The sequence below is a fragment of the Streptomyces sp. NPDC042259 genome (assembly GCF_055582085.1).
This window is the reverse complement of record NZ_JBVJDW010000001.1, coordinates 801,482-827,870: the sequence shown is the minus strand read 5'-3', so window position 1 is coordinate 827,870 and position 26,389 is coordinate 801,482. Positions and strand designations below refer to the sequence as shown.

The window sequence follows — 26,389 nt, the reverse complement described above, 5'->3', positions numbered from 1 at the left end:
CCCGGGGTCGCCTATGGGGGACCGGCCGGGCCCTTCGGGCCCGTCGCGGGCCACTCCCCCCACGTCTTTCCCCAGGTGCCGTCCACCGGCACGGTCCGCAGCTCCTCCATCAGGGCGTGCAGCCGGGGCGAGGCCGCCAGGTCCTCCAGGGAGACCGGCCGGCCGGCCGCGTCCGCGACGGGCAGCCGCCAGTTCGGGTACTGGTCCCAGGTGCCCGGCAGGTTCTGCGGACGCCGGTCGCCGACCGTGTCCGGCAGCCAGACGCCGATCATCCGGGCGGGGGTGCGCAGCAGGAAGCGGTGGACGGCCTTGACCGCCGCCGCCTCGTCACCCGGGCCCTCCGGGAGCAGCCCCAGCCGGCCGAAGAGGGCCATCCACTCCGCGACCGCCGTCGCGTCCTCCCGCTGCTCCACCCCCAGCGGACGGCTCAGCAGGCCGAGCCGGTGCCGCAGCTCCACATGGTCGCCGGTGAGCCGGGCGGCCGTGCTCGGCAGATCATGGGTGGTGGCCGTGGCCAGGCAGTCGGTGCGCCAGCGCGCGGGCTCCAGCGGCTCGGCCCGGCCGCCCGTGCCGTCGTAGTCCCGCTCGAACCACAGCACCGACGTCCCCAGCACCCCCCGCTCGGCCAGCGCCTCCCGCACGCCCGGCTCGACCGTGCCCAGGTCCTCCCCTACGACCGTCGCGCCCGCGCGGTCCGCTTCCAGCGCGAGGACGCCGAGCATCGCCTCCGCGTCGTAGCGCACATACGTCCCCCGCGTCGGCTCCGCCCCCTCCGGCACCCACCACAGCCGGAACAGGCCCATCACATGGTCGATGCGCAGCGCGCCCGCGTGCCGCATCAGCGCGCGCAGCAGATCGCGGTACGGGGCGTAGCCGGTGGCCGCGAGGGCGTCGGGCCGCCAGGGCGGCAGGCCCCAGTCCTGGCCGTGCGGGCTGAACGCGTCGGGGGGAGCGCCGATGGACATGCCGGCGGCGAAGGCGTGCTGCTGCGCCCAGGCGTCCGCGCCCGAGGGATGCACCCCGACGGCCAGGTCGTGGACGAGGCCGACGCGCATGCCCGCCTCGCGGGCGGCCCGCTGGGCGGCGGCCAGCTGCTGGTCGGTGAGCCAGGCGAGCCAGCAGTGGAAGTCGACGCGGTCCAGCAGCTCGCCGCGGGTGCGGGCGGTACGGGCCGAGCGGGGGTCCTTCAGGGCGCCGGGCCAGCTCCGCCAGTCGGGGCCGTGCACCTCGGCGAGCGCGCACCAGGTGGAGTGGTCGTCGAGGGCCTGGCCCTGCTCGGCGAGGAAGTCGCAGTACGCGGCGCGGCGGCCGGGGCTCAGCGGCACCGCCCGCACCAGCTCCAGCGCCTGGCGCTTGGCCGCCCAGACCGCGTCCCGGTCGATCAGGGCGTCGCGGCGCAGCACGCCCTCGCGCAGCGCGGCGGCCCGGCCGAGGAGCACCTCGGCGCGCTCGCGGGCCGCACCGCCGAGGTAGGCGAACTCGGCGACGTCCTCGACCCGCAGATAGACCGGGTCGGGGAAGCGGCGGGAGGAGGGGCGGTACGGCGACGGGTCGGTGGGCGCACCGGGCACGGCCGCGTGCAACGGGTTGACCTGCACGAAGTCCGAGCCGAAGGCCCGGCCCGACCAGGCGGCGAGTTCGGCGAGGTCACCGAGGTCGCCCATGCCCCAGGAGCGGGCGGACAGCAGCGAGTAGAGCTGCACGAGGAAGCCGTGTGCGCGCTCGGGCGGGGTGGGCAGCCGCTCGGGGGCGACGATCAGGGGCACACACGCGGTCCGGCCGTCGGGGGCCTGGGCGCGCAGGAGGTGACTGCCGAGCGGCAGGGCCCGCGCGGGGCCCGTCCCGCCGAACAGCTCCGCGCCGTCCCAGGCGAGCTGCCGCCCGTCCTCGGTGTCGACCCGCAGGGCCGTTTCCCGTGGCAGCGGGGGCAGCGGCCGCCCGTGGGCGCGCGGCGTCCCGTCCGCCGCCGCCCGCAGGACCACCGCCCGGGGCAGCAGCCGGCGGCGCTCGGTGGCGGCGTGCGCGTCCAGGGCGTCGCGGACGGCCCGGGGGGTGGACGCGTCGACGCCCAGGGCGGCGAGGACCGCGACGACGGTGTCCTCGGGCACCTGGAACCCCTGGCCGGGCGCGGGCTCGTAGGAGGTGGCGACACCGTGCAGTTCGGCGAGCCGCGCTCGGCCCATTCAGACCTCCGAGGGCTCCGCGCCGAAGGCCGGTCCATGGACCGTGCCGGCCGTGGGTTCGCTGGTGAGCGGCAGTTCGGTGGCGAGCGGGGGCTCGCTGGTCAGCGGCGTCGCGTCGGCGAGCGGGGGCTCGCTGGTCAGCGGGGGCTCGGCGGGGGCGCCGGAACCGGAGCCGGCCTGGGCGGGGCCGTCGAACTCCGGGAGGTAGCCGTCGGCGTGCGCGCACGCACACGGGGACGGGGCCGGTTTGGACAGGGCGGACAGCAGGAGCTGGGCGGACGCGGCCACGGGGGCCTCCCGGGAGGACGGCAGTAGGTCACACCTGCCCTACCCACTGGGGGCGGGCGCAGACGTACCGGACCAAGGAACGTGTCCCGGGTCACATTACGTTCCCCCGTGTCGGTTCAGGGGTGCTTTCGGAGGCTTCGATTTGCGTTCCCTCGTCGACTCGCCGGGCAATACAGGCACTTCGGTCACGTGCGTTGACACGCATCGCGCCTGGTGATGGGCTCACTGCCCACGCAGCGTGCACCTTGGGGCGAGGAGAAGGCCGTGCGGTTCCCGGGTAACGAACCCTCGTACGACAGCCACGGCGGAGAGCGACAGACGGAGCGACCGGCAGAGCGGTACGAGCAGCGTCAAAAGGGGCGTTCCCTTCGGGTGGCCGCCCGTGCCGTCGGCACCGGCCGTCTCGGCCGTCCGGGGGAGCCCCTCGTCACCCGCCCCCGCAAGGCCGGGGCCACCGTGCTGGCCGCGGCCCTCCTCGGCGGGCTGCTCGGCGGCGCGCCCGGCGCCCTCGCCGACCCGGGCACCGGCGGCGCCGCCACCACCGCGGGCCCCGCCGACCGGGAGAGCGCGGACGCCGTGCCCGCCGTCTGGCCGCGCCCCCAGTCGCTGAACGCCCGGGGCGCGTCCGCGCGGATCGGTGACGAGGTCACCGTCATGGCCGACTCCGGCGCCGACCCCTACGCGCTGGAGGCGCTGCGCGACACGCTGCGCGGTCTCGGCGCCCGCACCGTCGTGGACGCCGGCGCCGGCGGCACCCCGCCGCCGCGCGGGCTGATCGTCTACGCGGGCGGGCAGCCGGCCGAGGACGCCCTGCGGGCGCTCGGCGCCCCCGCCGTCGACGACCTGCCGACCGGTGGCTACCGCCTCGCCACCGGGCAGCTGGACGGGCGCCCGACGGTCGCTCTCGCCGGGATGGGCCCGGACGGGCTGTTCCACGCGGCCCAGACGCTGCGCCAGCTGGCGGTGGAGCGCGACGGCCAGAAGGCTTTCGCCGGCGTCGTGGTGCGCGACTGGCCGGGCACGGCCGTGCGTGGACTGACCGAGGGCTTCTACGGCCGGCCCTGGTCCCGGCAGCAGCGCCTGGACCAGATCGACTTCATGGGCCGCACCAAGCAGAACCGCTATCTCTACGCCCCCGGTGACGACCCCTACCGCCAGGCCCGCTGGCGCGACGCCTACCCCGCCGACCAGCGCGCCGAGTTCCGGGCGCTGGCCGAGCGGGCCCGCCGCAACCACGTGACGCTCGGCTGGGCGCTCTCGCCGGGGCAGGCGATGTGCTTCTCCTCCGCCTCCGACCTGCGGGCACTGGGCCGCAAGGTCGACGCGATGTGGGCGCTGGGGGTACGCGCCTTCCAGCTCCAGTTCCAGGACGTGAGCTACAGCGAGTGGCACTGCGACGCGGATGCCGACGCCTTCGGCTCGGGGCCCAAGGCGGCGGCCGCGGCCCAGGCCAAGGTCGCGGGCGCCCTCGCCCGGCACCTGGCGGCCAAGGGCCCCGAGGCGGCCCCCCTGTCGCTGCTGCCCACCGAGTACTACCAGGACGGGCGGACGGCCTTCCGGCGCGCGCTCGCCGAGGCCCTCGACCCGCGCGTGGAGGTGGCCTGGACGGGCGTCGGGGTGGTGCCCAAGACCATCACCGGCGGTGAACTGGCCGACGCCCGGGCGGCCTTCGGCCACCCGCTGGTCACCATGGACAACTACCCGGTCAACGACTACGCACAGGACCGGATCTTCCTCGGCCCCTACACCGGCCGGGAACCGGCCGTCGCGGTCGGCTCCGCCGCGCTGCTCGCCAACGCCTCCGCGCAGCCCGTCGCCTCCCGCATCCCGCTGTTCACCACCGCCGACTACGCCTGGAACCCGCGCCAGTACCGCCCCGAGGAGTCCTGGCGCGCGGCCGTCGACGACCTCGCCGGCCACGACCCCGCCACCCGCGAGGCCCTCACCGCCCTCGCGGGCAACGACCGCTCGTCCGTCCTGGGCGGCGAGGAGTCCACCTATCTGCGCCCCCTGCTGGACGCCTTCTGGGCGGCCCTGGCCACCACGGACACCGGGCGGCTGACGGAGGCCGCGGACCGGTTGCGCACCGCCTTCCGCGCCATGCGCGACGCCCCGCGGCGCCTCTCGGGCACCCTCGGCGGCCTCGACGCCGAGGTACGGCCCTGGCTCGAGCAACTGGCCCGGCACGGCGAGGCGGGCGAGAAGGCCGTGGACATGCTCACCGCTCACGCGCGCGGCGACGGCACGGCGGCCTGGTGGGCCCAGCTGGAGGTCCAGCGGCTGCGCGAGCGGATCGAGGACAGCCGGGTCACCGTCGGCAAGGGCGTCCTGTCCCCGTTCCTGGAGCAGGCCCTGGCCCGGGCCAACGGCTGGACCGGCATCGACCGGCCGCTGCGCACCACCGGCCCGGCCACCGACGGCGACCCCAGGACGAGCGCCCCAGCCGGGGGCGAGAGTCTGACCGTGCGGCTGCCGCGCCCCCGCCCGCTGACCGCCGTCACCGTGCTCACCGCCCCCGCCGCCGGGGTGCGCGGCACCGTCGAGGCCCACGACCCCGACCGCGGCTGGCAGCCGCTCGGCGCCGTGTCCGCCGACGGCTGGACGCAGGCGCCCGGCAAGAACCTGCGGGCCGACGCCGTGCGCCTGGTCTGGGCGCCGGGCAGCACCGCGCCGGCCGTCCACGAGGTCACCCCCTGGTTCGCCGACGACCCCTCCGCCGACTTCGAGCTGACCCACCGGAGCGCCGACGCCGAGATCGGCGGCCGCCCGGCGGTCGTCGACGCACGGATGATCACCCGGCGGCCGGGGACGGTCACCGAGAAGCTCACCGTCACGGCACCCCCCGGGGTCACCGTCCGGGCACCGGCGGAGATCACCTCGCCGCGGGGCGGCGTCACCACGGCCCGGATCGAGCTGTCGGTGCCCGCCGGGGCCGCCGCGCGTACCTTCACCGTGCCCGTCCGCCTCGGCGACCAGGAGCGGACCCTGACCGTCCGGGCCTATCCGCCGACCGGCGGCCCGGACCTGGCGCGCGGCGCCCGGGCCGCCGCCTCCGGGCAGGAGACGGGCCGGTTCCCGGCCTCGGCGGCCGTCGACGGCGATCCGCGGACCCGCTGGTCCTCACCGGCCGACGACGACGCCTGGTGGCAGCTGGAGCTGGCCCGCCCGGTCCGGCTCGGCCGGCTGGTCCTGCACTGGCAGGACGCCCACCCCGCCCGCTACCGGGTGCAGGTCTCGCCCGACGGGCGCACCTGGCGGGACGCGGCGGTGGTCGCCGACGGCAAGGGCGGGGTCGAGAGCGTCCGCATGGACGCGCCGGGCGCCCGCTTCGTGCGGGTACAGGGCGAGAAGCGGGCCACCCGGTTCGGGTACTCGCTGTGGGAGGTCGAGGCGTACGCCGTACAGGAGGCGCGGGGAAAGTCGGAGGCACCCGACAAGCACTGAGACCGGGCCGGCGCCGCCTACGTCCCTCGGGGCGGCCCCCGGGGAACGCCGACGCACGCCAGGACGACGACGGCCCGGTCGACTCAGGCGGAAATGCCGTCGATCCGGGCCATCGCGTCTTGGGCGCCGTAGGCTTCCAGGTACGGCAGCCAGCGTGGATCCCGGTGGCCGGTGCCGATGATGCGCCAGGCCAGCCCCGACGGCGGGGCCGGTTGGTGCCGCAGCCGCCAGCCCAGCTCACCCACGTGCCGGTCGGCCTTGACGTGATTGCAGCGGCGGCACGCGGCCACCACGTTCTCCCAGGCGTGCTGGCCGCCGCGACTGCGCGGAACGACGTGATCGACGCTGGTTGCGACGCCACCGCAGTACGCGCACCGGCCGCCGTCTCGGGCGAACAGGGCACGGCGGGTGAGCGGGACGGGCCCCCGAAAGGGCACCCGCACGAAGCGCTTGAGCCGGACGACGCTGGGTGCGGGGATGGAGCGGGTCGCGCTGTGCATATGGGCGCCGGAGTCCTCGAGGCTGACGGCCTTCTCATTGAGGACGAGTATGAGCGCGCGGCGGAGCGGTACGACGCCGAGCGGCTCGTACGACGCGTTGAGGACCAGGACATGCGGCACGGGTGCCTCCTTGTACGCCGGCGGCGCGTGGCTCGCGCCGGGACGATCTCCTGCAAGTGTCCCCTGACCCCCGCTCGGAGCGCCACCATCACCGGGTAACGGGTCACAGGTGTTTTCGCGCACACCGCGTTCATCCCCCGCCCAAGACCTGTCCCATCTCGAACACGGCAACGGAGCATCCTGTCTGCCCCGTTAGTGTGGTGAGTCCGCCCGTTCCGCTTCTCGGCGCGGGCGTGTCCCACACGAAGGGTTCCCGCTGTGTTCCGGTCCGCTGCTCTGGGCGCCGACTCACCGACCACCCCGCCGCCCTCGTCCCTGGACGAGGCGCAGCGGACGGCGAACGACGCCGCCGGCTGGGTCGAGGAGAACTGGTCCATCTGGCTCAGCAATGGCCTGCGCATCATCCTGATCATCGTGATCGCCGTGGCCATGCGGCATCTGATCCGCCGGGCGATCACCAAGCTGATAGCGCGCATGAACCGCAGTGCCGAGGCCGTCGACGGCACCGCGCTCGGCAGCCTCCTGGTCAACGCCGAGCGCCGCCGGCAGCGCTCGGAGGCCATCGGCTCGGTGCTGCGCAGCGTCGCCTCGTTCCTGATCATGGGAACGGCGGCCCTGACGGTGCTGTCCGTGCTGAAGATCAACCTGGCTCCGCTGCTGGCCAGCGCCGGTGTGGCGGGTGTGGCCATCGGTTTCGGCGCCCGCAATCTCGTCACCGACTTCCTCTCCGGCGTCTTCATGATCCTGGAGGACCAGTACGGCGTCGGCGACGAGGTGGACGCCGGTGTCGCCACCGGTACCGTCATCGAGGTCGGTCTGCGCGTCACCAAGCTGCGCGGCGGGAACGGCGAGATCTGGTACGTGCGCAACGGCGAGGTCAAGCGCATCGGCAACCTCAGCCAGGGCTGGGCCACCGCCGGGGTGGACGTGCAGGTCCGGGCCACCGAGGACCTGGAGCGGGTCCGCTCGGTCGTCCTCGCGGCCGGTGCGGAGATGGCGAAGACCGAGCCGTGGAACGAGCGTCTCTGGGAGCCCGTCGAGGTGCTCGGCCTGGACGCCGTCTATCTGAACTCCATGGTCGTGCGCGTCTCGGCCAAGACCATGCCGGGCAAGGCGCTCGGCGTCGAGCGGGAGCTGCGCTGGCGCGTCAAGCGGGCCCTGGACGAGGCGGGCATCCGCATCGTCGGCTCCGCGCCCGGGGAGGCGGACGACGAGGCCGCCGCCGACCCCAGCGCCACCGTGGCGGCCCCGTCGGTGCTCGCCAACCCCACGTCCCCGCAGTCCCTGGCCACGACCCCGATACCGGCCCCGCTCACACCGGGCGCGGGCGCCCCGCTGGGCAAGTAGCCGCACCGCCGCACCGAAGAAGACCCGACGAACACCGACGGGCACCGAAGAACACCGACGAACGCCGGGGGCGCCCCGGGCCGCAGTGGCCCGGGGCGCCCCCGTTCTCCGTCTCCGTCGCCGCCGGGCGTCAGGCCGCCGCGGCGTCCGCCGCCTGGGCCTTCAGCGCCCGCTCGACACCCGCGCGGGACTCGGTGACCAGCCGGCGCAGGGCCGCGTTCGGCCCGGCCGAGGCCAGCCACGCGTCCGTCGCGTCCAGCGTGTCCCGCGACACCAGCAGGGCCGGGTAGAGGCCGACCGCGATCTGCTGCGCGATCTCGTGGCTGCGGCTCTCCCAGATGTCCTTGACGACCGCGAAGTACTTCTCGCTGTAGGGGGCGAGCAGCTCGCGCTGGTCGGTCTGGACGAAACCGCCGATGACCGCCTCCTGCACCGCGTTGGGCAGCTGGTCGGACTCCACGACCGCCGCCCACGCCCCGGCCTTCGCCTCGGCCGTGGGGCGCGCGGCGCGGGCCGCCGCGGCGTGCCGCTCGCCCGCCGAGGTCTTGTCGCGCTCCAGCTCCGCCGCGATCGCCTTCTCGTCGGCACGGCCGGTGGCGGCGAGCCGCTCCAGCAGCGCCCAGCGCAGCTCGGTGTCGACGGCGAGGCCCTCGATCACCTCCGTGCCCTCCAGCAGCCCCTGGAGCAGGTCGAGCTGGTCTCCGGTGCGGGCCGTGGCGGCGAACGCGCGGGCCCACGCCAGCTGGTGGTCGCTGCCGCCCTCGGCCGCGCGCAGCTGCTCGAGGGTCGCCTCGGTCCACCGCGCCAGACCGCTCTCGCGCCAGTCGGGGGCCGCGTACAGGTCCAGGGCGAGCTTCGCCTGGCGCTGCAGCGACTGCACCACGCCGATGTCCGACTCCTTGGTGACGCCGGAGAGCACCAGCGAGAGGTAGTCGCGGGTGGCCAGCTCGCCGTCACGCGTCATGTCCCACGCGGAGGCCCAGCACAGGGCGCGCGGCAGGGACTCGGTGAAGTCGCCCAGGTGCGCGGTGACGGTCGCCAGCGACTCGGCGTCGAGACGCACCTTCGCGTAGCTCAGGTCGTCGTCGTTGAGCAGCACGACGGCCGGGCGGGCCCGGCCCACGAGCGCCTCGACGGGCGTCAGCGCGCCGTCGACGTCCAGCTCGATGCGGTCCTTGCGGACCAGCTTGCCGTCCTCGTGCTCGTAGAGGCCGATGGCGATGCGGTGCGGGCGCAGCGTCGGCTCGCCCTTGGCGCCGGCGGGCAGCGCCGGGGCCTCCTGCCGGACGGCGAAGGAGGTGATGACGCCGTCGGCGTCCGTGGTGATCTCCGGACGCAGGATGTTGATCCCGGCCGTCTCCAGCCACGCCTTCGACCAGGTCTTGAGGTCACGCCCGGAGGTCTCCTCCAGCGCGCCCAGCAGGTCCGACAGCCGGGTGTTGCCGAAGGCGTGCGCCTTGAAGTACGCCTGCACGCCCCGGAAGAACTCGTCCTGGCCCACGTACGCCACCAGCTGCTTGAGCACGGAGGCGCCCTTGGCGTAGGTGATGCCGTCGAAGTTGACCAGGACGTCGTCCAGGTCGCGGATGTCCGCCATGATCGGGTGGGTGGACGGCAGCTGGTCCTGCCGGTACGCCCACGTCTTCATGGAGTTGGCGAACGTGGTCCACGAGTGGGGCCACTTCGAGCCCGGCGCCGCCGCCTGGCAGGCGATGGAGGTGTAGGTGGCGAACGACTCGTTCAGCCACAGGTCGTTCCACCACTCCATGGTGACGAGGTCGCCGAACCACATGTGGGCCAGCTCGTGGAGGATCGTCTCCGCCCGCACCTCGTACGCCGCGTCCGTCACCTTCGAGCGGAAGACGTACTGGTCGCGAATGGTGACCGCGCCTGCGTTCTCCATCGCGCCCGCGTTGAACTCCGGCACGAAGAGCTGGTCGTACTTGGCGAAGGGGTACGCGTAGTCGAACTTCTCCTCGAACCACTCGAAGCCCTGCCGGGTGACGTCGAAGATGGCGTCCGCGTCGAGGAACTCGGCGAGCGAGGGGCGGCAGTAGATGCCCAGCGGGACGCTGCGCCCGTCCTTCTCGTACGAGCTGTGCACGCTGTGGTACGGGCCGACGATCAGCGCGGTGATGTAGCCGGAGATCCGCGGGGTCGGCTCGAAGCGCCAGACGTCGTCGGCGGGCACGGGGGTCGGCGAGTTCGAGATGACCGTCCAGCCCGTGGGGGCCTTCACCGTGAACTGGAAGGTGGCCTTGAGGTCCGGCTGCTCGAAGGAGGCGAACACCCGGCGCGCGTCCGGCACCTCGAACTGCGTGTAGAGGTAGGCCTGCTGGTCGACCGGGTCGACGAACCGGTGCAGTCCCTCACCGGTGTTGGTGTACGCGCAGTCCGCGACGACCGTCAGCTCGTTGCGCCCGGCGAGCAGGCCCGGCAGCGCGATCCGGCTGTCGGAGAACACCTCGGCGGCGTCGAGCGCGGTGCCGTTCAGCACCACCTCGTGCACGGTGGGGGCCACCAGGTCGATGAACGACTCCGCGCCCGCCTCGGCCGCGTCGAAGCGGACGGTGGTCTTCGACCGGTAGGTGCCGCCCTCCTGCGCACCGGAGAGGTCGAGGTCGATCTCGTACGAGTCGACGGTGAGCAGGCTCGCCCGCCGCCGCGCCTCTTCGCGGGTCAGATTCGTTCCAGGCACCTGGGCATCTCCTTAACATCGCGACTTTCCGCCCATCCTTCCACGAGGGCAGGGCGGAACGCCCGTGTTAATCCCGAGGCGGAATGTTCGGCTGCGGGCGCCCTGCGGGCGCGTCCTCAAACGCCGGACAGGCTTGAATCAAGCCCGTCCGGCGTTTGAGGACACCGCCGCGCAGCGGAGGTGCGCAGTTACCCGAAGGCGTCAGCCCCGAAGCTCGGCCGCCACCAGCTCCGCGATCTGCACGGCGTTGAGCGCCGCGCCCTTGCGGAGGTTGTCGTTGGAGACGAAGAGGGCGAGGCCGTGCTCGACGGTCTCGTCGACGCGGACGCGGCCCACGTAGGAGGCGTCCTTGCCCGCGGCCTGGAGCGGCGTGGGGATCTCGGAGAGTTCCACGCCGGGGGCGTCCTTCAGCAGCTCGTAGGCGCGCTCGACGCTCAGCGGCCGTGCGAAGGAGACGTTGACCTGGAGGGAGTGGCCGGAGAAGACCGGTACCCGGACACAGGTGCCGGAGACCTTCAGCCCGGGGATGTCCAGGATCTTGCGGGACTCGTTGCGGAGCTTCTGCTCCTCGTCCGTCTCGAAGCTGCCGTCGTCGACGATCGAGCCGGCCAGCGGCAGCACGTTGAAGGCGATGGGGCGCTTGTAGACACCGGGCTCGGGGAACTCCACGGCCTCGCCGTCGTGGGCCAGCTTCTCGGCCTCGCCGATGACCTTGCTCGCCTGGCCGTACAGCTCGGCGACGCCGGCCACGCCCGAGCCGGAGACGGCCTGGTAGGTGGTGGCGACCATGGCGGTCAGCCCGGCCTCGTCGTGCAGCGGACGCAGCACCGGCATGGCGGCCATGGTGGTGCAGTTGGGGTTGGCGATGATGCCCTTGGGGCGGTTCGCGATCGCGTGCGGGTTGACCTCGGAGACGACCAGCGGCACCTCGGGGTCCAGCCGCCAGGCGGAGGAGTTGTCGATCACCACGGCGCCGGCCGCGGCGACCTTCTCGGCGAGCGCGCGGGAGGTGGCGCCGCCGGCCGAGAAGAGCACGATGTCCAGGCCGGAGTAGTCGGCCGTCGACGCGTCCTCGACCGTGATCTCGGCGCCCCGCCACGGCAGCGTGGACCCGGCGGAGCGGGCCGAGGCGAACAGGCGCAGCTCGTCGACCGGGAAGCCCCGCTCGTCGAGGATCTTGCGCATGACTCCGCCGACCTGACCGGTGGCTCCGACGATTCCGATCCTCACGGGCGCTCCCTACCTCATACGTTCAGTTACGACTCAGCGAAAGACAGTCTTACCTGGCTCAACAGTTCCATCATGTGGTGTTCACCGCACCAAAAGTCCAATCCATTGCCGCAGGCCGGGGCGGTTCGGTGACCGGGATCACCAAGACGGGGCGGGCGCCCGTCCGGACGCCCGCCCCGCATGCCGTAGCCCGAGAGTTACGACACGACCTTCTCGATCTTCACGCTGCCGCTGCCCGCGGCCGTGCCGGCCGCGTTGACCAGCTGGACGTCACCGAAGAAGGTGCGCCCTTCGGGGGCCGCGCCCGCGACCACGACCTGCGCCGTGACCTGGGCGGACGTCCCCGCGGCCAGCTTGACGACCGCGGCGTCGTCGACCTTGATCTCGCCCAGTGAGGGAGCGAAGTACACATCGCGGTAGTCGTACTGCGTGCTGCCCGCGGGCACCTCGTAGCCGGTGACCTCGATGGTGTACTCGCCCGCGGCGGGCTTGCTCAGGGTGACCAGCTCGTCCGAGCCGCCGCTGGTGGAGGCGCCGACGGACTTGCCGTCCTTGAAGACGGCCAGGTCCAGGTCCGCCTTGGCGTCCGAGGCGCCGCCGATGGCGGCGTCGAAGCGGGAGACGCCCTCGCCGAGGGTGACCTTCGTGGTCCGCTTCTCGCCCTTCTTGATCGACGGCCGGTCGATCTTCGACGAGCCCAGCTGGCCGCCCTTGAGCTTGCCGTCGAGCGCGGCGAAGTCGTTGGTGGCCTTCCAGGACACGGCGGTGGGGGTGCCGATCTTCGCCTCGGGCACGGTCCGCGTGGCCGGGTCGAAGGTCACGCCCAGCACCGAGGCCGTCAGCGCGTAGGGGTTCTCCAGGAGCGGGGAGGTACGGCGGGACTCGACCTCGATCTCCCAGACGCCCGGCATCGGGTTGGCGTACGTCCGCAGCTCGGGGCGGCAGGTGTTGGCCGGGTTCGGGTAGTTCGGGTAGCAGTTGACCGTGGAGGTCGGGTCGACCGGGACGCCGTAGGGGTTGATGGCGATGAACCGGGTCTGGCTGCCCGTGGCCAGGCCGCCGAGCGAGACCTCCAGCGACTTGGCGCCCTTGGGCACGGTCACGAAGTACGAGGTGGAGGCGTTGCGGATGGCCTTGCCGGAGGCCTTGACCACGTACGACGGCTGCGCGAGGGGCTGCGCGGCGACGACGGTCGACAGGATCTGCTTGTCGACGCCCTCGGTGCGGTCGTCGTCGACGGTCAGGATCGCGCTGTGGATGCCGGCCGTCCTGGCCTTGGCGCGCAGCTTGACGGTGACCGGCTGGTTCAGCGGCAGCTTGACCTCGTCATCACCGACGATCTTGAACGTGCCGTCGTTGTTCACCAGGCCCAGCTCGTGCCACACGGCACGGTCGGGGCCGGTGGTGCGGGTGACGACGACGTCGTAGGTCTTGCTCTCGCCCGCCTTGAGGCCGCCCTCGCGGTCGTAGACGCCGGTGCCGAAGCCCGGGGTCTTGAGCGCGCCGGACAGGGCCGTGGAGACCGGGGCCTTGACCGTGTACGCGTGGGCGGTGGCGCCCTCGCGCAGCGCGTCCCAGGCGTCCTCGATCCGCATGAGGCCCGCGCCCTGCTCGTGCGGCTGGAAGCCCTTGATCTTCTTCGCGGTGCTGGTGAGCGCCGTGCGCAGATCGGCCGGGGTGAGCTTCATCTTCTTCTGCTTGGCGGCCGAGATCAGCAGCGCCGAGGCACCGGCGGCCTGCGGGGAGGCCATCGAGGTGCCCTGGAGCATGCCGTAGCCCGGCGGCAGCTGGTAGCCGGCCTCGGCGACGGGCGCGCCCGGCTCCCAGGTGGGAGTCGTGTTGATCGAGGCACCCGGGGCGGAGATCGTCGGGGTGAAGCCGCCGTCCTCACGCGGACCGCGCGAGGAGAAGGGCATCATCGCGTACGGCGTCTTGACCTCGGAGCCGTAGTTGGCGGCCCAGGTCTCCTTCGACACGGAGGCGCCGACGCTGATGACCTTGTCGGCCAGGCCGGGGTCGCCGATGGTGTTGGTACCCGGGCCGCTGTTGCCCGCCGAGATGACGAGCTGGACGCCGTAGGTGTCGATGAGCCGGTTGTACAGCTCCGAGCGGGCGTTGTTGCCGTCGTTCAGCGCGGGCAGACCGCCGATCGACATGTTGACGATGTCGACGCCGCGGTTGACGACGAGGTCGAGCATGCCCTCGGTGAGCGCCACATTGGTGCAGCCGCCGGACCAGGTGCAGGCGCGCGAGGAGACGAGCTTCGCGCCCGGGGCCGCGCCGTTCATCTTCCCGCCGAACAGGCCGTGGGCGGCGGTGATGCCCGCGACGTGGGTGCCGTGCTCGGACTCGATGACGCCGATGTTGACGAAGTCGGCCTTCTTGCCGACCCAGTCGCCGCCCTTCGGCGTCATCGACACGTCCTTGCGGATCTGCACGACGAAGGGGATGCGCTCGGCGATCGGGGTGTCGGGGTTGTCGGTCCCGAAGTAGCCGGTCTGGTAACCGTCCTTGTACGGCTTCATCTCGGCGTCGTTGCCGAAGTCGCCGTTGTCGTCGAGGTCGACGCGGACGGTGCCCTTGGCCTTGTCGTACAGGACCGCCCAGGAGTCGGTGGTGTCACCGTCCCGGTTCAGGTCGCCCTTCATGTCGCCGCCGGCGGTCACGCTCTCCCGGAAGAGACTGACGTCGTAGGAACCGGCGGGCACGGTGTAGTTGCGGCCGTTGAAGGAGAAGCTCGGCCCGGTGACGGTGTTCGTCATCGCCAGCCACGTGCCGTCGGCGTCCGCGAGCGGGTCGGTGGAGGTGACCCAGTCGACGATCTTGCGCTCGCCGGTGGTGGTCTTCTGCAGCGCCGGGTGCCCGAGGTCGATACCGGAGTCGAGGATGCCGATGGTCACCCCGCGGCCGTCGGCCTTGGGGTGCTCCTCGACGAAGTCGACGGCACCGGTCTCGAAGGCCGGCTGGTAGGGGTTCTTCGCCGGGGTCTTCCGGTCCGGGCCGGGGTAGCCCTTGGCCTTCGCGGCGCGCTCGCCCTTGACGGTGTCGGCGCGCGGCGTCGGGTCGGGAAGCCTGATCTCCTGCTGGAGGTCGATGCCGTGCACGGAGGCGAGCTTCTTCGCCTCGTCGATGGCGGCGTCGGCCTTGCCGGTCGGGACGGTGGCCCGGACGTAGCCCAGCTTGTCGTAGGACTCGCCGACCGAGGCGCCCTTGATGGCACCGAGTTTGTCCTTGATCTGCCCGGTCCGGCCGGGGGCGGTCGCGATCATCATGGTGACGGTCTTGTCGCCGTCGGCCTTGGCGTCGGCGAGCAGCTTCGCGTCGTGCGAACCGAGCTTGTCGGGAGCCGACTTGACCGGGCCCGGGGCGGGGCGGGGGTCGTCGGCGAAGGCGGGTGCGGCGCCCGCGGCGGTGAGCGCGGCCACGACGGAGGCCGCGACGGCTATTCGCGCCGCGCGTCTCGCGCCGCCGACGGAGGCGTTCTGGGGATCGGGGGTCATGGACATCCCTAGCTGATGACGTGAACGGGCGGAGAGGGGCCGGGCAGGGCCCGGAACGCGGCGTCCGGAAATCGGAGCCGGATGAGCGCTCACTTTGATGGAAGTGGCGGGGGTTTGGGGAGAGTTGTCGGGCCGGGAAAGTAAGGATGGCGTAAACCCGCCATGTGCCACACGGGATGAAGCATGCCGAAGGCCGTGAAGCGGTCAGGGGCGTTCCCGCAGCTCAGCGCGTGTAAGGCAAACGGACTACAGCGCCGGCGCCCGGACCGGCCACACCGTTCCCCTCGCGGGTGAACGCTGAGTGAGCGTCAGCGCGCCAGGGGACGAGTGCTGTATGTCTGTTCGCACTTGCCAAGATCGATGTGAGGTGATCGGCGGCGGCCGTTGCCACCGCGTTCACGCCCAGGTCATTCGCGCTGCCGACGATCCTCACTGACAGAGCCGATTCACCGGACCGCAGCTCAGCAGCCCGTCCCGCCTTCGCGTTCGCATCCGGGGAGACCGCATATGCCTCGCAGATCCCGTAGACCCGCAGGACTCGACCGACGCACGTTCCTGGCAGCGGCGGGCGCCGTCGGCACCGCCACCGGGCTCGGACTCGCCCTGGGACCGGACAGCCCCCGGGCCGCCGCCCTCCAGCCCGTCGCCGACACCACCGACAGTCCAGCCGCCCAGGAGGCCGTCACGGCGGCCGCCCCCACCGGGGCCGGCACCACACTCGTCTCCGTCGCCGCACCCGGCGGCACCACCGGCTACCGGCGGCTCGGCGAGGGCCCCGGCTGGCCGCGCGTCGTGCGCTCCGAGCTGGCCACGGGCCGGCCCGGCCGCGAGGACCGCCGTACCACACTGGCGTCCTTCGTGCAGTTCACCGACCTCCATCTGACGGACGTGCAGCACCCCCTGCGCTACGAGTTCTTCCGGGCCGGCGACCCCGGGGCCTGGCGCCCGCACGAGGCGCTCACCCTGCCCGGCGCCGTCTCCCTCGTCGAACGCGTCAACAAACTCCGCCGGGGGCCGGCCACCGGGACGCCGCTCGGTTTCGTCATCACCACCGGCGACAACGGCGACGAGAACGCGAAGATCGAGGCGGAGTGGTTCCTGACCGCCCTCAGCGGCGGCCGGATGAGCCCCCAGACCGGCGACCCGCGCCACTACGAAGGCGTCCAGGACAGCGGCCTCCCGCTGTACTGGCACCCCGACAGCGCCCTGAACGACAACGACAAGAAGCTCGGCTTCCCCCGCATCCCCGGCTATCTGCGCGCCGCCACCCGCCGCGTCGACAGCCCCGGTCTGCACATCCCCTGGTACTCCACCTTCGGCAACCACGACCTGCTCTCCGGCGGCTGCTACCCGGCCAAGGGCAGCTTCATCGAGGAGGTCTGCGTCGGGAACAAGAAGCTGCAGACCATCTCCGCCGCCGAGGCCAAGTGGCTCATGGAGGGCGAGGCCGCGGGCGTGGACCCCAAGGGGGAGCGCGTCAAGGCACTGCTGCGCGAGCACAAGAGGAAGCTGCGCACGGTCACCGCCGACCCGCGCCGGGTGCCGCTCACCGCCCGCGAGTACATCGCCGCCCACCTCGACCCCGCCCACAAGGGACGAGGCCCGCTCGGCCACGGCTACACGCGTGCCAACCTCGACTCGGGCCAGCTGTACTACTCCTTCCGGGTCTCCGACCGGGTCCTCGGCATCAGCCTCGACTCGACGGACCCCGGCGGTCACTACCAGGGCTCACTGGGCACCGCCCAGCGGGACTGGCTGGAGCGGACGCTGAAGGAGCACCGCGACGAGTACGTGCTCGTCTTCAGCCACCACCCGAGCTGGAGCATGAACAACCTGACGCCCGACCCCGCCCGGCCGGGCGAGAAGCGGCACGACGGCAACGAGCTGATCGCCCTGCTCCAGCGCCACACCAACGTCCTGGCCTGGATCAACGGCCACAGCCACCGCAACCGGGTGCGGCCGCGCGGCAGCTTCTGGGAGATCTCCACCGCCTCGCACGTGGACTACCCGCAGCTCGCGCGGGTCATCGAGGTCACCGACAACAAGGACGGCACGGTCTCGCTCTTCACCACGCTCATCGAGTCGGCCGCGCCTTACCGCACCGACTACGCGGACCTCTCCCAGACCGGGCTGGCCTCGCTCTACCGCGAACTGGCCTTCAACGCCCCCGGCTCGGACGGCTCCCTGGCCGGTTCCCCCACGGACCGCAACACGGAGTTGTTGCTTGCGCGGTCTTGACGTCTCGCCTGGCCGGCGGTTTCTTCGACTGCGGGCCGCGTCTTCGCCGCCTACGGCGGCGGGGCGCCCTGCGGGCGCGTCCTCAATCGCCGGACGGGCTGGTTTGGGGCTGAGGCCAGCCATAGAAAGCCCGTCCGGCGTTTGAGGGCACAGCACAGCAGCCCGTCCGGCGATTGAGGACACACGAAACCAGCCCGTCCGGCGATTGAGGACAACCGCCGCGCACCGTCGTGGGAACGGCACGGCCCCAAGGGCCGCCCCGCTACCTCGGCAGGACGACGACATACGCGGCGGGCTCGCGGTCGGCCGAGGCCATCAGGGCCGTGCGGGCCACCGCGGCCTGTTGGTCCGGGGCCTCGCGGAGCTTTTTCGGGGTGAGGTGTACGACCAGGATGCCGAGCCGCTCCAGGCGCTCGCGCTTGCCCGCCTGTTCCGCCCAGAGCGCGTCGTCGTCCTGGCGCGGCATCCGGGTGTCGATCTCCAGCGCTACCCCGTACTCCGGCCAGTACGCGTCCACGCCGCCGAGCCGTGGGCCGCCGGGCAGCCGCAGATTGACGTTCCACAGGGGTTCGGGCAGGCCGTGTTCGCGCACCAGGCCGTACAGCGCGCTCTCCGCCATCGTCCGGCTCTCGGCGAGCAGGGTGTCGACGGCGTCCACCACGGCGGGCCGGTTCAGCAGGCGTGCGCGGGTCAACTCTCTTACCACCGCGCCCGCTTCGCAGTGTCCGCCGCGCACGGCCTCGGTCAGGAGCCGGCGCACCGTCGTCGGCTCGACGAGTCTGGCCACCGCGTCGGCGACCGCGCGGGCGGGCGGGGCGACCGGCACCCCCGTCAGCTGTACCGGGCGCGGCAGGGTGTGCGCCCGGACCACCCGTGCGAAACCGGTGGAACGCAGCCGCCGGGTGCGCGGCACGAGGACGTCGATGTGGTCGAGGGAGAGCAGCGGGGGAGCGGAGGTGAAGCCGTGCAGGGCCAGCGCCGCCATTCCGGTGATCATGGCCTCGCCGTACGGGGCGGTCTCCGCCGCGGCGCCGGTGTCGTCCGGGCGTGGGTGGCCGGACGCGGTCCGGGTGCGCGGCAGGGTGTACAGCAGCCCGGCGTGCAGCCGTTCCTCGCTGGTCGGCGGGCCGGGGCGGAGCAGGAAGACGCCGGGCAGGAGCAGCTGCCAGGGGCCGCCGGGCCGGCAGCGCTCGGCGGCCGTGGCCGCCGGGACGCCGTGCTCGCGGAGTTGACGCGACGTCAGGACGCGGTGACGGACGTCGGAGAGGTGGTGCAGGGGGCGGGGGGACAGGGGGGTGTCGGGGTTCATGCCCCGGCCATTCCCGCTGTCCGCCCACCTCCTAACCGCTGTTACACACCCGTCGGCAAATCAGGACAACTTCGCCCTAAAGTACGGGCGTTCGATGCCGATTACCCACAGTCTTCCAACTGTTACCCGTAGTTATGCGGCTGGGTGTGCGGCCGGCCGTTCACCGGGCCGCGTCCGCGTCGCGCTCCTGGGCCCGCAGCGCCCGCGCCAGGTCGTCCCGCGCCTCCAGCACCAGCCGGCGCAGCGCGGGGGCCGCGTCCTGGTGTGCCGTGAGCCAGGCGTCCGTCGCCTCCAGCGTCCCCCGGTCGTCCTGGAGCATCGGGAAGAGGCCGCGCACCACCGCCATGGCGATCTCGATGGACCGCTCCCGCCACACCCGCTCGATCACCTCGAAGTAGCGTGCCGCGTAGGGCGCCAGCAGCTCCCGCTGCCCCGGCCGGCCGAAGCCCGCGATGGTGGCCTCGACGAGGGCGTTGGAGAGGGCGTCGGACTCCACGACCGCCGCCCACGCCTCGGCCTTGACCTCCGCCGAGGGCCGGGAGGCCAGTGCGCGGACCTGGTGCCGCTTGCCGGAGGCGGTGTTGTCGCGGGCCAGCTCGGCGGTGACGGCCCCCTCGTCGGCCGCGCCGTGCGCCGCGAGCGTGCCCAGGAACGCCCAGCGCAGCTCCTGGTCGACCTCCAGGCCGTCGATCCGCGCGGTGCCCTCCAGCAGCCCGCGCAGCAGCTGGAGATCGGCCTCGCTCTCCGCCGTCTGCGCGACGAACCGCGCCCAGGCCAGCTGGTGGCCGCTGCCGGGCTCGGCCTGCCGCAGTTCGCGCAGCGCGGCCCCGGCGAGCCGCCGGCCGCTCTCCGCGCGCCGGCCGGGCGCCACGTAGTGCTCCAGAGCGGTCCGGGCGCAGCCCTGGAGCGACTGGAGCACGCCGATGTCGCTCTCCGCCCCGGCGAACCGTTCCACCAGGGCCAGGTAGTCGCGGGCGGGGAGCAGGCCGTCACGGGTGAGGTTCCACAGCGCGGACCAGCACAGGGCACGGGCGAGGGGGTCGGTGAGGTCGCCGAGGTGTTCCCGCAGGGTGGCGAGCGAGACCTCGTCGAAGCGGATCTTGCAGTAGGTGAGGTCGTCGTCGTTGACGAGGATCAGCTCGGGCCGTTCGGCCCCGGCCAGCTCGGTCACCACCGTGCGCGGGCCCGTGACGTCCACCTCGGCGCGGGCGTAGCGCTCGAGCGCGCCACCGATGCCCTGCCGGCGGTAGAGGCCCACGGCCACCCGGTGCGGGCGCAGCTCGGGGTGCGAGGCGGGGGCCTCCTGGAAGACCGACAGCTCGGTGATCCGGCCGGCGGCGTCGTAGGTCGCGTGCGGCGTCAGCGAATTGACCCCGGCCGTCTGGAGCCAGGACCGGGACCAGGCGGCCATGTCCCGGCCCGAGGTCTCCTCCAGTACCCGGAGCAGGTCCGTCAGCCGGGTGTTGCCGAACGCGTGGCGCTTGAAGTAGCGCCGGGCGCCCTCCAGGAAGGCGTCCCGCCCCGCGTAGGCGACGAGCTGCTTGAGCACCGAGGCGCCCTTGGCGTAGGTGATGCCGTCGAAGTTGAGCTTGGCGTCCTCCAGGTCACGGATGTCGGCCGTGACGGGGTGGGTGGAGGGCAGCTGGTCGGCGCGGTAGGCCCAGGCCTTGCGCTGGTTGGCGAAGGTGATCCAGGCGTTCTCGAAGCGGGTCGCCTCCACCTGCGAGAAGGCCCCCATGAAGTCCGCGAAGGACTCCTTGAGCCACAGGTCGTCCCACCACTCCATGGTGACCAGGTCGCCGAACCACATGTGCGCCATCTCGTGCAGGATGACGTTGGCCCGCCGCTCGTACGACGCCCGCGTCACCTTGCCGCGGAAGACGAACTCCTCCCGGAAGGTCACGCACCCCGGGTTCTCCATGGCGCCGATGTTGTACTCCGGCACGAACGCCTGGTCGTACTTCCCGAACGGGTACGGGTAGTCGAAGTGGTCGTGGAAGAAGTCCAGGCCCTGCTTGGTGACGGTGAAGATGTCCTCGGCGTCGAAGTGCTTGGCGAGGCCCTTGCGGCACAGCGCGCCCAGCGGGATGTCGAGGACGGTCCCGTCGTCGAACGTGCGCCGGTAGTGGTCGCGGACGACGTGGTACGGGCCGGCGACGACGGCCGTGATGTAGGTGGAGATCGGCTTCGTCGGCACGAAGCGCCAGGTGGTGCCGCCGGTGCCCGCGCCGGTGGGTTCGGTGCCCGCCGGGCGGGGCTCGCCGTCCTGCTCGCCGTTGCCGAGCACGGTCCAGCCGGTGGGGGCGGTCACGGTGAGGGTGAAGGGGGCCTTGAGGTCCGGCTGCTCGAAGTTCGCGAAGACCCGGCGGGCGTCGGCGGGCTCGTACTGCGTGTAGAGGTAGACCTCGCCGTCCTCGGGGTCGACGAAGCGGTGCATGCCCTCACCGGTGCGGCTGTAGGCGCACTGGGCGTCCACGACGAGGGTGTTCTCGGCGGCGAGGGACGCCAGCTCGATCCGGGTGCCGTCGAAGACGGTCTTGGGGTCCAGCTCCGTGCCGTTGAGCGTGACGGCGGTCACCGACGGCGCCACCAGGTCCGCGAACGTGGCCGCCCCCGGTGTCGCGCAGCGGAAGCGGATGGTGGTCACCGAACGGAACGTGCGGGGCTCCGGGCCCGCGCCCACCGCGGACCGCAGGTCGAGCGCCACCTCGTAGCCGTCCACGGTCAGCAGCGCGGCCCGCTCGCGGGCCTCATCACGGGTCAGGTTCTCACCGGGCACGACGGGACTCCCTCGGATGAATGTCTCGTATGTCGAATGTCGAACACCAGGAATCATGGCACGGGGGTCGGTTGTTGATCCGGCTACTGACCTGCCTTGATGAGGAGACCCGCGTGACCGTTTCGGAGAAGACCCCCGTCGATTTCTGGTTCGACCCGATCTGTCCCTGGGCGTGGATGACCTCGCGCTGGATGCTCGAGGTGGAGAAGGTCCGCCCGGTCGAGGTGCGCTGGCACGTCATGAGCCTCGCGGTGCTGAACGAGGACAAGCTCGACCAGGTGCCCGAGGAGTTCCGCGAGTACCTGCGGACCGGTGCCTGGGGCCCGGTGCGGGTCCTGATCGCGGCGGCGAAGGAGTACGGCGACGAGGTGCTCGGCCGCCTCTACACCGCGCTCGGCACCCGGTTCCACAACGAGGAGCTGCCGCGCGACCGCGAGACGATCGTGGCCGCCCTGGCCGAGGCGGGCCTGCCGGCCCGGCTGGCGGACGCCGCCGACTCCGACGCCCTCGACGCGGACCTGCGCGTCTCGCACAAGGAAGGCATCGAGAAGGTCGGCCAGGAGGTCGGCACCCCGGTCATCGCCGTCCCCGGCGCCGACGGGGGCCAGGTGGCCTTCTTCGGCCCGGTCGTCACCCCCGCCCCCAAGGGCGAGGCGGCGGCCAGACTCTGGGACGGCACGCTGCTGGTCGCCTCGACCCCCGGCTTCTACGAGCTGAAGCGCACCCGCACGCGGGGCCCGGTCTTCGACTGAGGACGCGCCGCAGGGCGCCTGCGGCAACCACGGCCCGGCCAGGGCAAAGGCCCCCGCGCGATGCGACCGTGCGGGGGCCTTCCCATGCCTGCCGCGTGAAGGGTGAGAAGACGATCACGAGCAGGCCGTGTGCGGGGTGCCGCTCGGCACCCGGGGTGTTACGGGACCAGCAGGAGCGTGTTGCCCCGCTCCTTGGCCGCGGCGTAACGGGCGGCGACGTCCTGCCAGTTGACGACCTGCCACATGGCCTCGATGAAGTCCACCTTCTGGTTCTTGTACTGAAGGTAGAACGCGTGCTCCCAGGCGTCGAAGACCAGGATCGGGACCGAGCCCTGGCCGACGTTGCCCTGGTGGTCGTAGACCTGCTCGACGATGAGACGGCCGCTGACCTGCTCGTAGGCCAGCACGCCCCAGCCGGAGCCCTGAGTGGTGGCCGAGGCCTTGGTCAGCTGGGCCTTGAACTTCTCGAAGGAGCCGAAGGACTCGGCGATGGCGTCGGCCAGCTCGCCCACGCCGTCCTTGTCGAGGGGCTCGCCGCCGCCGTCACCGGTCATGTTCTGCCAGTAGATGCTGTGCAGGATGTGCCCGGACAGGTGGAAGGCCAGGCTCTTCTCCAGGCCGTTGATCGCGCCCCACTGGTCCTTGTCGCGGGCCTCGGCGAGCTGCTCGAGGGTGTCGTTCGCGCCCTTGACGTACGCCGCGTGGTGCTTGTCGTGGTGCAGCTCAATGATCTTCGCGTCGATGACGGGCTGGAGCGCCGCGTAATCGTAGGGAAGTTCGGGAAGTGTGTAGATGGCCATGCCGAGCCCTCCGACTGCTTATTGCAATTAACTTGCAGGTAAACGCTATCAGCATGTGCGTCAGAAGGGCGGGTGCGGGGCGGGGACCGGGACCAAAGACCGAGGCGGGGTAGGTCCTGAAGATCAGGACCTACCCCGCCTCGGTGCCGCGGATGTGGTGGAGCGTCAGCGCCTGGCGGCCGCCGCGCGCTGCTTGAGGTAGCCGATCAGGGCGAGGGCCAGCGCCAGTCCGGCCGTGAAGTACAGCTGGAGTCGGGTCTCCTCCTCGCGCAGCATCAGCGCCAGCACCCCGACGATGCCGGCCAGGGCCAGCCAGGTCAGGTACGGGAAGAGCCACATGCGGACGAGGAGCTTGTCCTGGGGGATCCGCTTGCGCCCCACGAGCTGGGACACCGCGATGAAGCCCCACACCACGAGCGTGGCCGCGCCGACCATGTTCAGCAGCCACTTGAAGATCGTGTCCGGCCACCAGTAGCTGAGCAGCACGGCGACGAAGCCGAAGGAGGCGGAGGCGATGACCGCGAGGCGCGGCACCCCGTTGCTGACCTTGGCGAGGACCTTCCAGCCCTGGCCGCGGGCGACGAGCGAGTACGCGATGCGCGAGGAGCCGTAGATGTTGGCGTTCATCGCGGAGAGCAGCGCCACCAGCACGACGACGTTCATGATCTGGCCGGCGTGCGGGATGTCCAGGTAGTCGAGGACCGCGACGTAGGGGCCCTTGGCGGTGACCGACGGGTCGTTCCACGGGATCAGCGTGACGACGATGGCCAGCGAGCCGACGTAGAAGAGGGCGATGCGCCACATCGAGGTGCGGACCGCACGGGCGACGCCCTCGCGGGGCTTCTCGGACTCGGCCGCCGCGATGGTCACCGTCTCCAGGCCGCCGTACGCGAAGACCGAGGCGAGCAGACCGACGACGAGCCCGTCGAGGCCGGTGGGGAAGAAACCGCCGTGGCCGGTGAGGTTGTCGCCCCCCGGGGCGTCGGTGCCGGGCAGCACGCCCACGATGGCGAGCACTCCGAGGATCAGGAAGAGGCTGATCGCGCCGACCTTCAAGGTCGCGAACCAGAACTCGAACTCACCGAAGTTGGCGACCGCGGCCAGGTTGGTGACCGTGAAGACGACCATGAACAGCGCGACCCACATCCAGGACGAGGTGTCCGGGAACCAGCCGACCATGATCTTCGCCGCGCCTATGCCCTCGGCGGCGACGGCGACGCACAGCAGGGTCCAGAACACCCAGCCGGAGGTGAAGCCCGCCCACGGGCCGATCGTGCGCTCCGCGTGCACCGAGAAGCTGCCCGAGGCCGGGTTGGCCGCCGACATCTCACCGAGCATGCGCATCACGAGCATCACCAGCAGCCCGGACGCCGCGTAGGCGAGCACGACCGCGGGGCCCGCCGCGGCGATGCCACCGCCCGAGCCGACGAAGAGTCCCGCGCCGATGACGCCACCGAGGGCGATCATCGACAGATGCCGCTGCTTGAGGCTGTGCGACAGGGCCTTGGCGTCGGTGCCGACCTCGGTGGCCGGAACGTCGGTGTTTGATTTCGCGTCGGAGGCCGCGCACTCGGGAGGAGAGGGGGGTATACCGGTCATGATCGTGTCTGCCCCGTTGGGTGTGAGCGGAAAAGTTGCCTCAGTGTGAAGGCCACGTTCGCTCAGGACAACACCCTTTGCAGAGGTGTCCGATATTCAGACGTCGGAATGACCGTACGTACCTGATGTATCGCCAGAACAAACGTGTTTTACGGCCGATCTATCGGCCCGGGCGGCCCGTCGCGCGCAGCCGCAGCTCGCGCAGCCCCGCCACGACGAGCACCGCGCCCGTCGCCGCCGCCGACCACAGCAGCTGCGGCCGGGCCTCGTCGTCGGTCAGCATGAGCACCAGCACGCCGCCCATCGCGGCCAGGGCGACCCAGGTCAGATAGGGGAAGCACCACATGCGCAGCGTCAGCCGCTCCGGTGCGTCACGCTCGATGCGCGGGCGCAGCCGCAGCTGCGAGACGGCGATCAGACCCCAGACGAAGAGCAGGACCGCGCCCACCGCGTTGAGTAGATAGTGAAAGATGGAATCCGGCCACTCGAGGTTCAATATGACCGAGATGAAGCCGAAAGCCACCGATGCGAACACCGCGCGTCGGGGCACCCCGCCGTCGGAGATCTTCAGCAGCGAACGCGGCGCCTCGCCGCGCTCGGCGAGCGAGAAGACCATCCGCGACGAGCCGTAGAGGTTGGCGTTCAGCGCGGACAGCAGCGCCACGAACACCACGATGTTCATGATCTGTCCGGCCCCCGGCACCCCGATGTGATCGAGGACGGCCACGTAGGGGCTCTGCCCCGGCCGCATCGAGGACCAAGGGAGAAGGGTGACGATGACGAGCATCGAGCCGACGTAGAAGAAGAGGATGCGGTACACGGCGCTGCGCACCGCCCGGGCCACGGCGCGCGCCGGGTCGTCGGACTCGGCGGCGGCGATCGTGACGACCTCCAGGCCGCCGAAGGCGAAGACGACGGCCAGCACGCCGGAGACCACACCGCTCCAGCCGTTGGGCAGGAAGCCGCCCTGGCCGGTGAGGTTCGTGAACCCCACGGCCTCGGTGTCCGGCAGCACGCCGAAGACGGCCAGCAGGCTCAGGCCCAGGAAGAGGACGATCGCGCCGACCTTCAGCGTCGCGAACCAGAACTCGAACTCGCCGAAGTTCTTCACCGCGGCGAGGTTGGCGGTGGTGAACACCACCATGAACAGCAGCACCCAGCCCCACTGCGGCACCGACGGCAGCCAGCCGTGGGCGATCCGCGCGGCACCGGTCGCCTCCACGGCGAGCACCACGACCAGCATGAACCAGTACAGCCAGCCCACCGAGAACCCGGCCCAGCGGCCCAGTGCCCGTTCGGCGTGCACCGAGAAGGCGCCCGAGGCGGGCATCGCCGAGGACATCTCGCCGAGCATCCGCATCACCAGCATCGCGAGGGCGCCGGCGATCAGATACGACACGATGATCCCCGGCCCGGCCACGGCGATCCCGGCCCCCGACCCGACGAACAGCCCGGCCCCGATCACCCCGCCCAGCCCCAGCATGGTCAGATGCCGCTGCTTCAGCCCCGCGGCCAGCGGCTCTCTCTCGTCACCGGTACGGGACTCGGCGACAGACGGTGCGTCGTGCATGGGCTTCGTACTCTCGGGCTCTGTGCGGTGGG

General features: G+C 72.1%; 15 protein-coding genes. 4 read left to right on the top strand and 11 right to left on the bottom strand.

The window, feature by feature from the left end; genetic code table 11:
* Positions 1 to 11: 11 nt before the first annotated feature.
* Together malQ and ACZ6MA_RS03735 are read right to left on the bottom strand one after the other, a co-directional pair.
* Positions 12 to 2,183 carry a 4-alpha-glucanotransferase gene (gene malQ / locus ACZ6MA_RS03740; RefSeq protein ID WP_469430753.1) on the bottom strand — a complete coding sequence of 724 codons (2,172 nt, stop codon included), beginning with the start codon at positions 2,181 to 2,183 and terminating at the stop codon, positions 12 to 14.
* Entirely contained in the window at positions 2,184 to 2,471 is a 288-nt protein-coding gene (locus tag ACZ6MA_RS03735; RefSeq protein ID WP_469430752.1) for a hypothetical protein, read from the bottom strand. It lies immediately after the preceding gene.
* A 459-nt stretch (positions 2,472 to 2,930) separates the two neighbouring features.
* Here ACZ6MA_RS03735 and ACZ6MA_RS03730 point away from each other — a divergent pair, with 459 nt between their 5' ends.
* Positions 2,931 to 5,915, top strand: a complete 2,985-nt coding sequence (locus ACZ6MA_RS03730) for a beta-N-acetylglucosaminidase domain-containing protein (RefSeq protein ID WP_469431193.1) — start codon at positions 2,931 to 2,933, stop codon at positions 5,913 to 5,915.
* 83 nt (positions 5,916 to 5,998) lie between these two features.
* Here ACZ6MA_RS03730 and ACZ6MA_RS03725 read toward each other — a convergent pair whose 3' ends face one another.
* Positions 5,999 to 6,535, bottom strand: a complete 537-nt coding sequence (locus ACZ6MA_RS03725) for an HNH endonuclease (RefSeq protein WP_469430751.1) — start codon at positions 6,533 to 6,535, stop codon at positions 5,999 to 6,001.
* A gap of 258 nt (positions 6,536 to 6,793) precedes the next feature.
* On the opposite strand from ACZ6MA_RS03725, the gene ACZ6MA_RS03720 reads away from it, so the two are divergent.
* Positions 6,794 to 7,882: a mechanosensitive ion channel family protein gene (locus ACZ6MA_RS03720; RefSeq protein WP_469430749.1), complete on the top strand. Its 1,089-nt coding sequence runs from the start codon at positions 6,794 to 6,796 to the stop codon at positions 7,880 to 7,882.
* Between the two features lie 130 nt (positions 7,883 to 8,012).
* Here ACZ6MA_RS03720 and pepN (ACZ6MA_RS03715) read toward each other — a convergent pair whose 3' ends face one another.
* From pepN (ACZ6MA_RS03715) to ACZ6MA_RS03705, 3 genes are all read right to left on the bottom strand, one after another.
* Entirely contained in the window at positions 8,013 to 10,580 is a 2,568-nt protein-coding gene (gene pepN, locus ACZ6MA_RS03715) for an aminopeptidase N (RefSeq protein ID WP_469430747.1), read from the bottom strand.
* A gap of 201 nt (positions 10,581 to 10,781) precedes the next feature.
* Positions 10,782 to 11,810 carry an aspartate-semialdehyde dehydrogenase gene (locus ACZ6MA_RS03710; protein WP_469430746.1) on the bottom strand — a complete coding sequence of 343 codons (1,029 nt, stop codon included), beginning with the start codon at positions 11,808 to 11,810 and terminating at the stop codon, positions 10,782 to 10,784.
* A 197-nt stretch (positions 11,811 to 12,007) separates the two neighbouring features.
* Positions 12,008 to 15,310, bottom strand: coding sequence for a S8 family serine peptidase (locus ACZ6MA_RS03705; RefSeq protein ID WP_469430744.1), 3,303 nt, complete (start codon positions 15,308 to 15,310; stop codon positions 12,008 to 12,010).
* 507 nt (positions 15,311 to 15,817) lie between these two features.
* Between ACZ6MA_RS03705 and ACZ6MA_RS03700 the strand changes: the two genes are divergently transcribed.
* Positions 15,818 to 17,548: a TIGR03767 family metallophosphoesterase gene (locus ACZ6MA_RS03700; protein WP_469430743.1), complete on the top strand. Its 1,731-nt coding sequence runs from the start codon at positions 15,818 to 15,820 to the stop codon at positions 17,546 to 17,548.
* Positions 17,549 to 17,810: 262 nt separating this feature from the next.
* On the opposite strand, the gene ACZ6MA_RS03695 is transcribed toward ACZ6MA_RS03700, so the two are convergent.
* Together ACZ6MA_RS03695 and pepN (ACZ6MA_RS03690) are read right to left on the bottom strand one after the other, a co-directional pair.
* Entirely contained in the window at positions 17,811 to 18,857 is a 1,047-nt protein-coding gene (locus tag ACZ6MA_RS03695) for a hypothetical protein (protein WP_469430742.1), read from the bottom strand.
* Between the two features lie 160 nt (positions 18,858 to 19,017).
* Positions 19,018 to 21,636, bottom strand: a complete 2,619-nt coding sequence (pepN, locus tag ACZ6MA_RS03690; protein ID WP_469430740.1) for an aminopeptidase N — start codon at positions 21,634 to 21,636, stop codon at positions 19,018 to 19,020.
* A 113-nt stretch (positions 21,637 to 21,749) separates the two neighbouring features.
* Here pepN (ACZ6MA_RS03690) and ACZ6MA_RS03685 point away from each other — a divergent pair, with 113 nt between their 5' ends.
* Complete coding sequence (locus tag ACZ6MA_RS03685; protein WP_469430739.1) at positions 21,750 to 22,388, top strand: mycothiol-dependent nitroreductase Rv2466c family protein; 639 nt, start codon at positions 21,750 to 21,752, stop codon at positions 22,386 to 22,388.
* A 158-nt stretch (positions 22,389 to 22,546) separates the two neighbouring features.
* Here the strand turns inward: ACZ6MA_RS03685 and ACZ6MA_RS03680 are convergent, their stop codons facing one another.
* The 3 genes from ACZ6MA_RS03680 to ACZ6MA_RS03670 form a co-directional block, all read right to left on the bottom strand.
* Positions 22,547 to 23,188, bottom strand: a complete 642-nt coding sequence (locus tag ACZ6MA_RS03680) for a superoxide dismutase (RefSeq protein WP_130877757.1) — start codon at positions 23,186 to 23,188, stop codon at positions 22,547 to 22,549.
* Positions 23,189 to 23,353: 165 nt separating this feature from the next.
* A complete protein-coding gene (locus ACZ6MA_RS03675; protein WP_469431191.1) occupies positions 23,354 to 24,655 on the bottom strand; it encodes an amino acid permease in 1,302 nt (433 codons plus the stop codon).
* 292 nt (positions 24,656 to 24,947) lie between these two features.
* Positions 24,948 to 26,357: an amino acid permease gene (locus ACZ6MA_RS03670; protein WP_469430737.1), complete on the bottom strand. Its 1,410-nt coding sequence runs from the start codon at positions 26,355 to 26,357 to the stop codon at positions 24,948 to 24,950.
* Positions 26,358 to 26,389: the final 32 nt, after the last annotated feature.

Bases quoted from the DNA above. Each gene is read 5' to 3' on its own strand.
- ACZ6MA_RS03695 (WP_469430742.1), bottom strand. From the start codon at position 18,857: ATGAACCCCGACACCCCCCTGTCCCCCCGCCCCCTGCACCACCTCTCC.
- malQ (WP_469430753.1), bottom strand. From the start codon at position 2,183: ATGGGCCGAGCGCGGCTCGCCGAACTGCACGGTGTCGCCACCTCCTAC.
- ACZ6MA_RS03680 (WP_130877757.1), bottom strand. From the start codon at position 23,188: ATGGCCATCTACACACTTCCCGAACTTCCCTACGATTACGCGGCGCTC.
- ACZ6MA_RS03700 (WP_469430743.1), top strand. From the start codon at position 15,818: ATGCCTCGCAGATCCCGTAGACCCGCAGGACTCGACCGACGCACGTTC.
- ACZ6MA_RS03670 (WP_469430737.1), bottom strand. From the start codon at position 26,357: ATGCACGACGCACCGTCTGTCGCCGAGTCCCGTACCGGTGACGAGAGA.
- ACZ6MA_RS03675 (WP_469431191.1), bottom strand. From the start codon at position 24,655: ATGATCGCCCTCGGTGGCGTCATCGGCGCGGGACTCTTCGTCGGCTCG.
- ACZ6MA_RS03705 (WP_469430744.1), bottom strand. From the start codon at position 15,310: ATGACCCCCGATCCCCAGAACGCCTCCGTCGGCGGCGCGAGACGCGCG.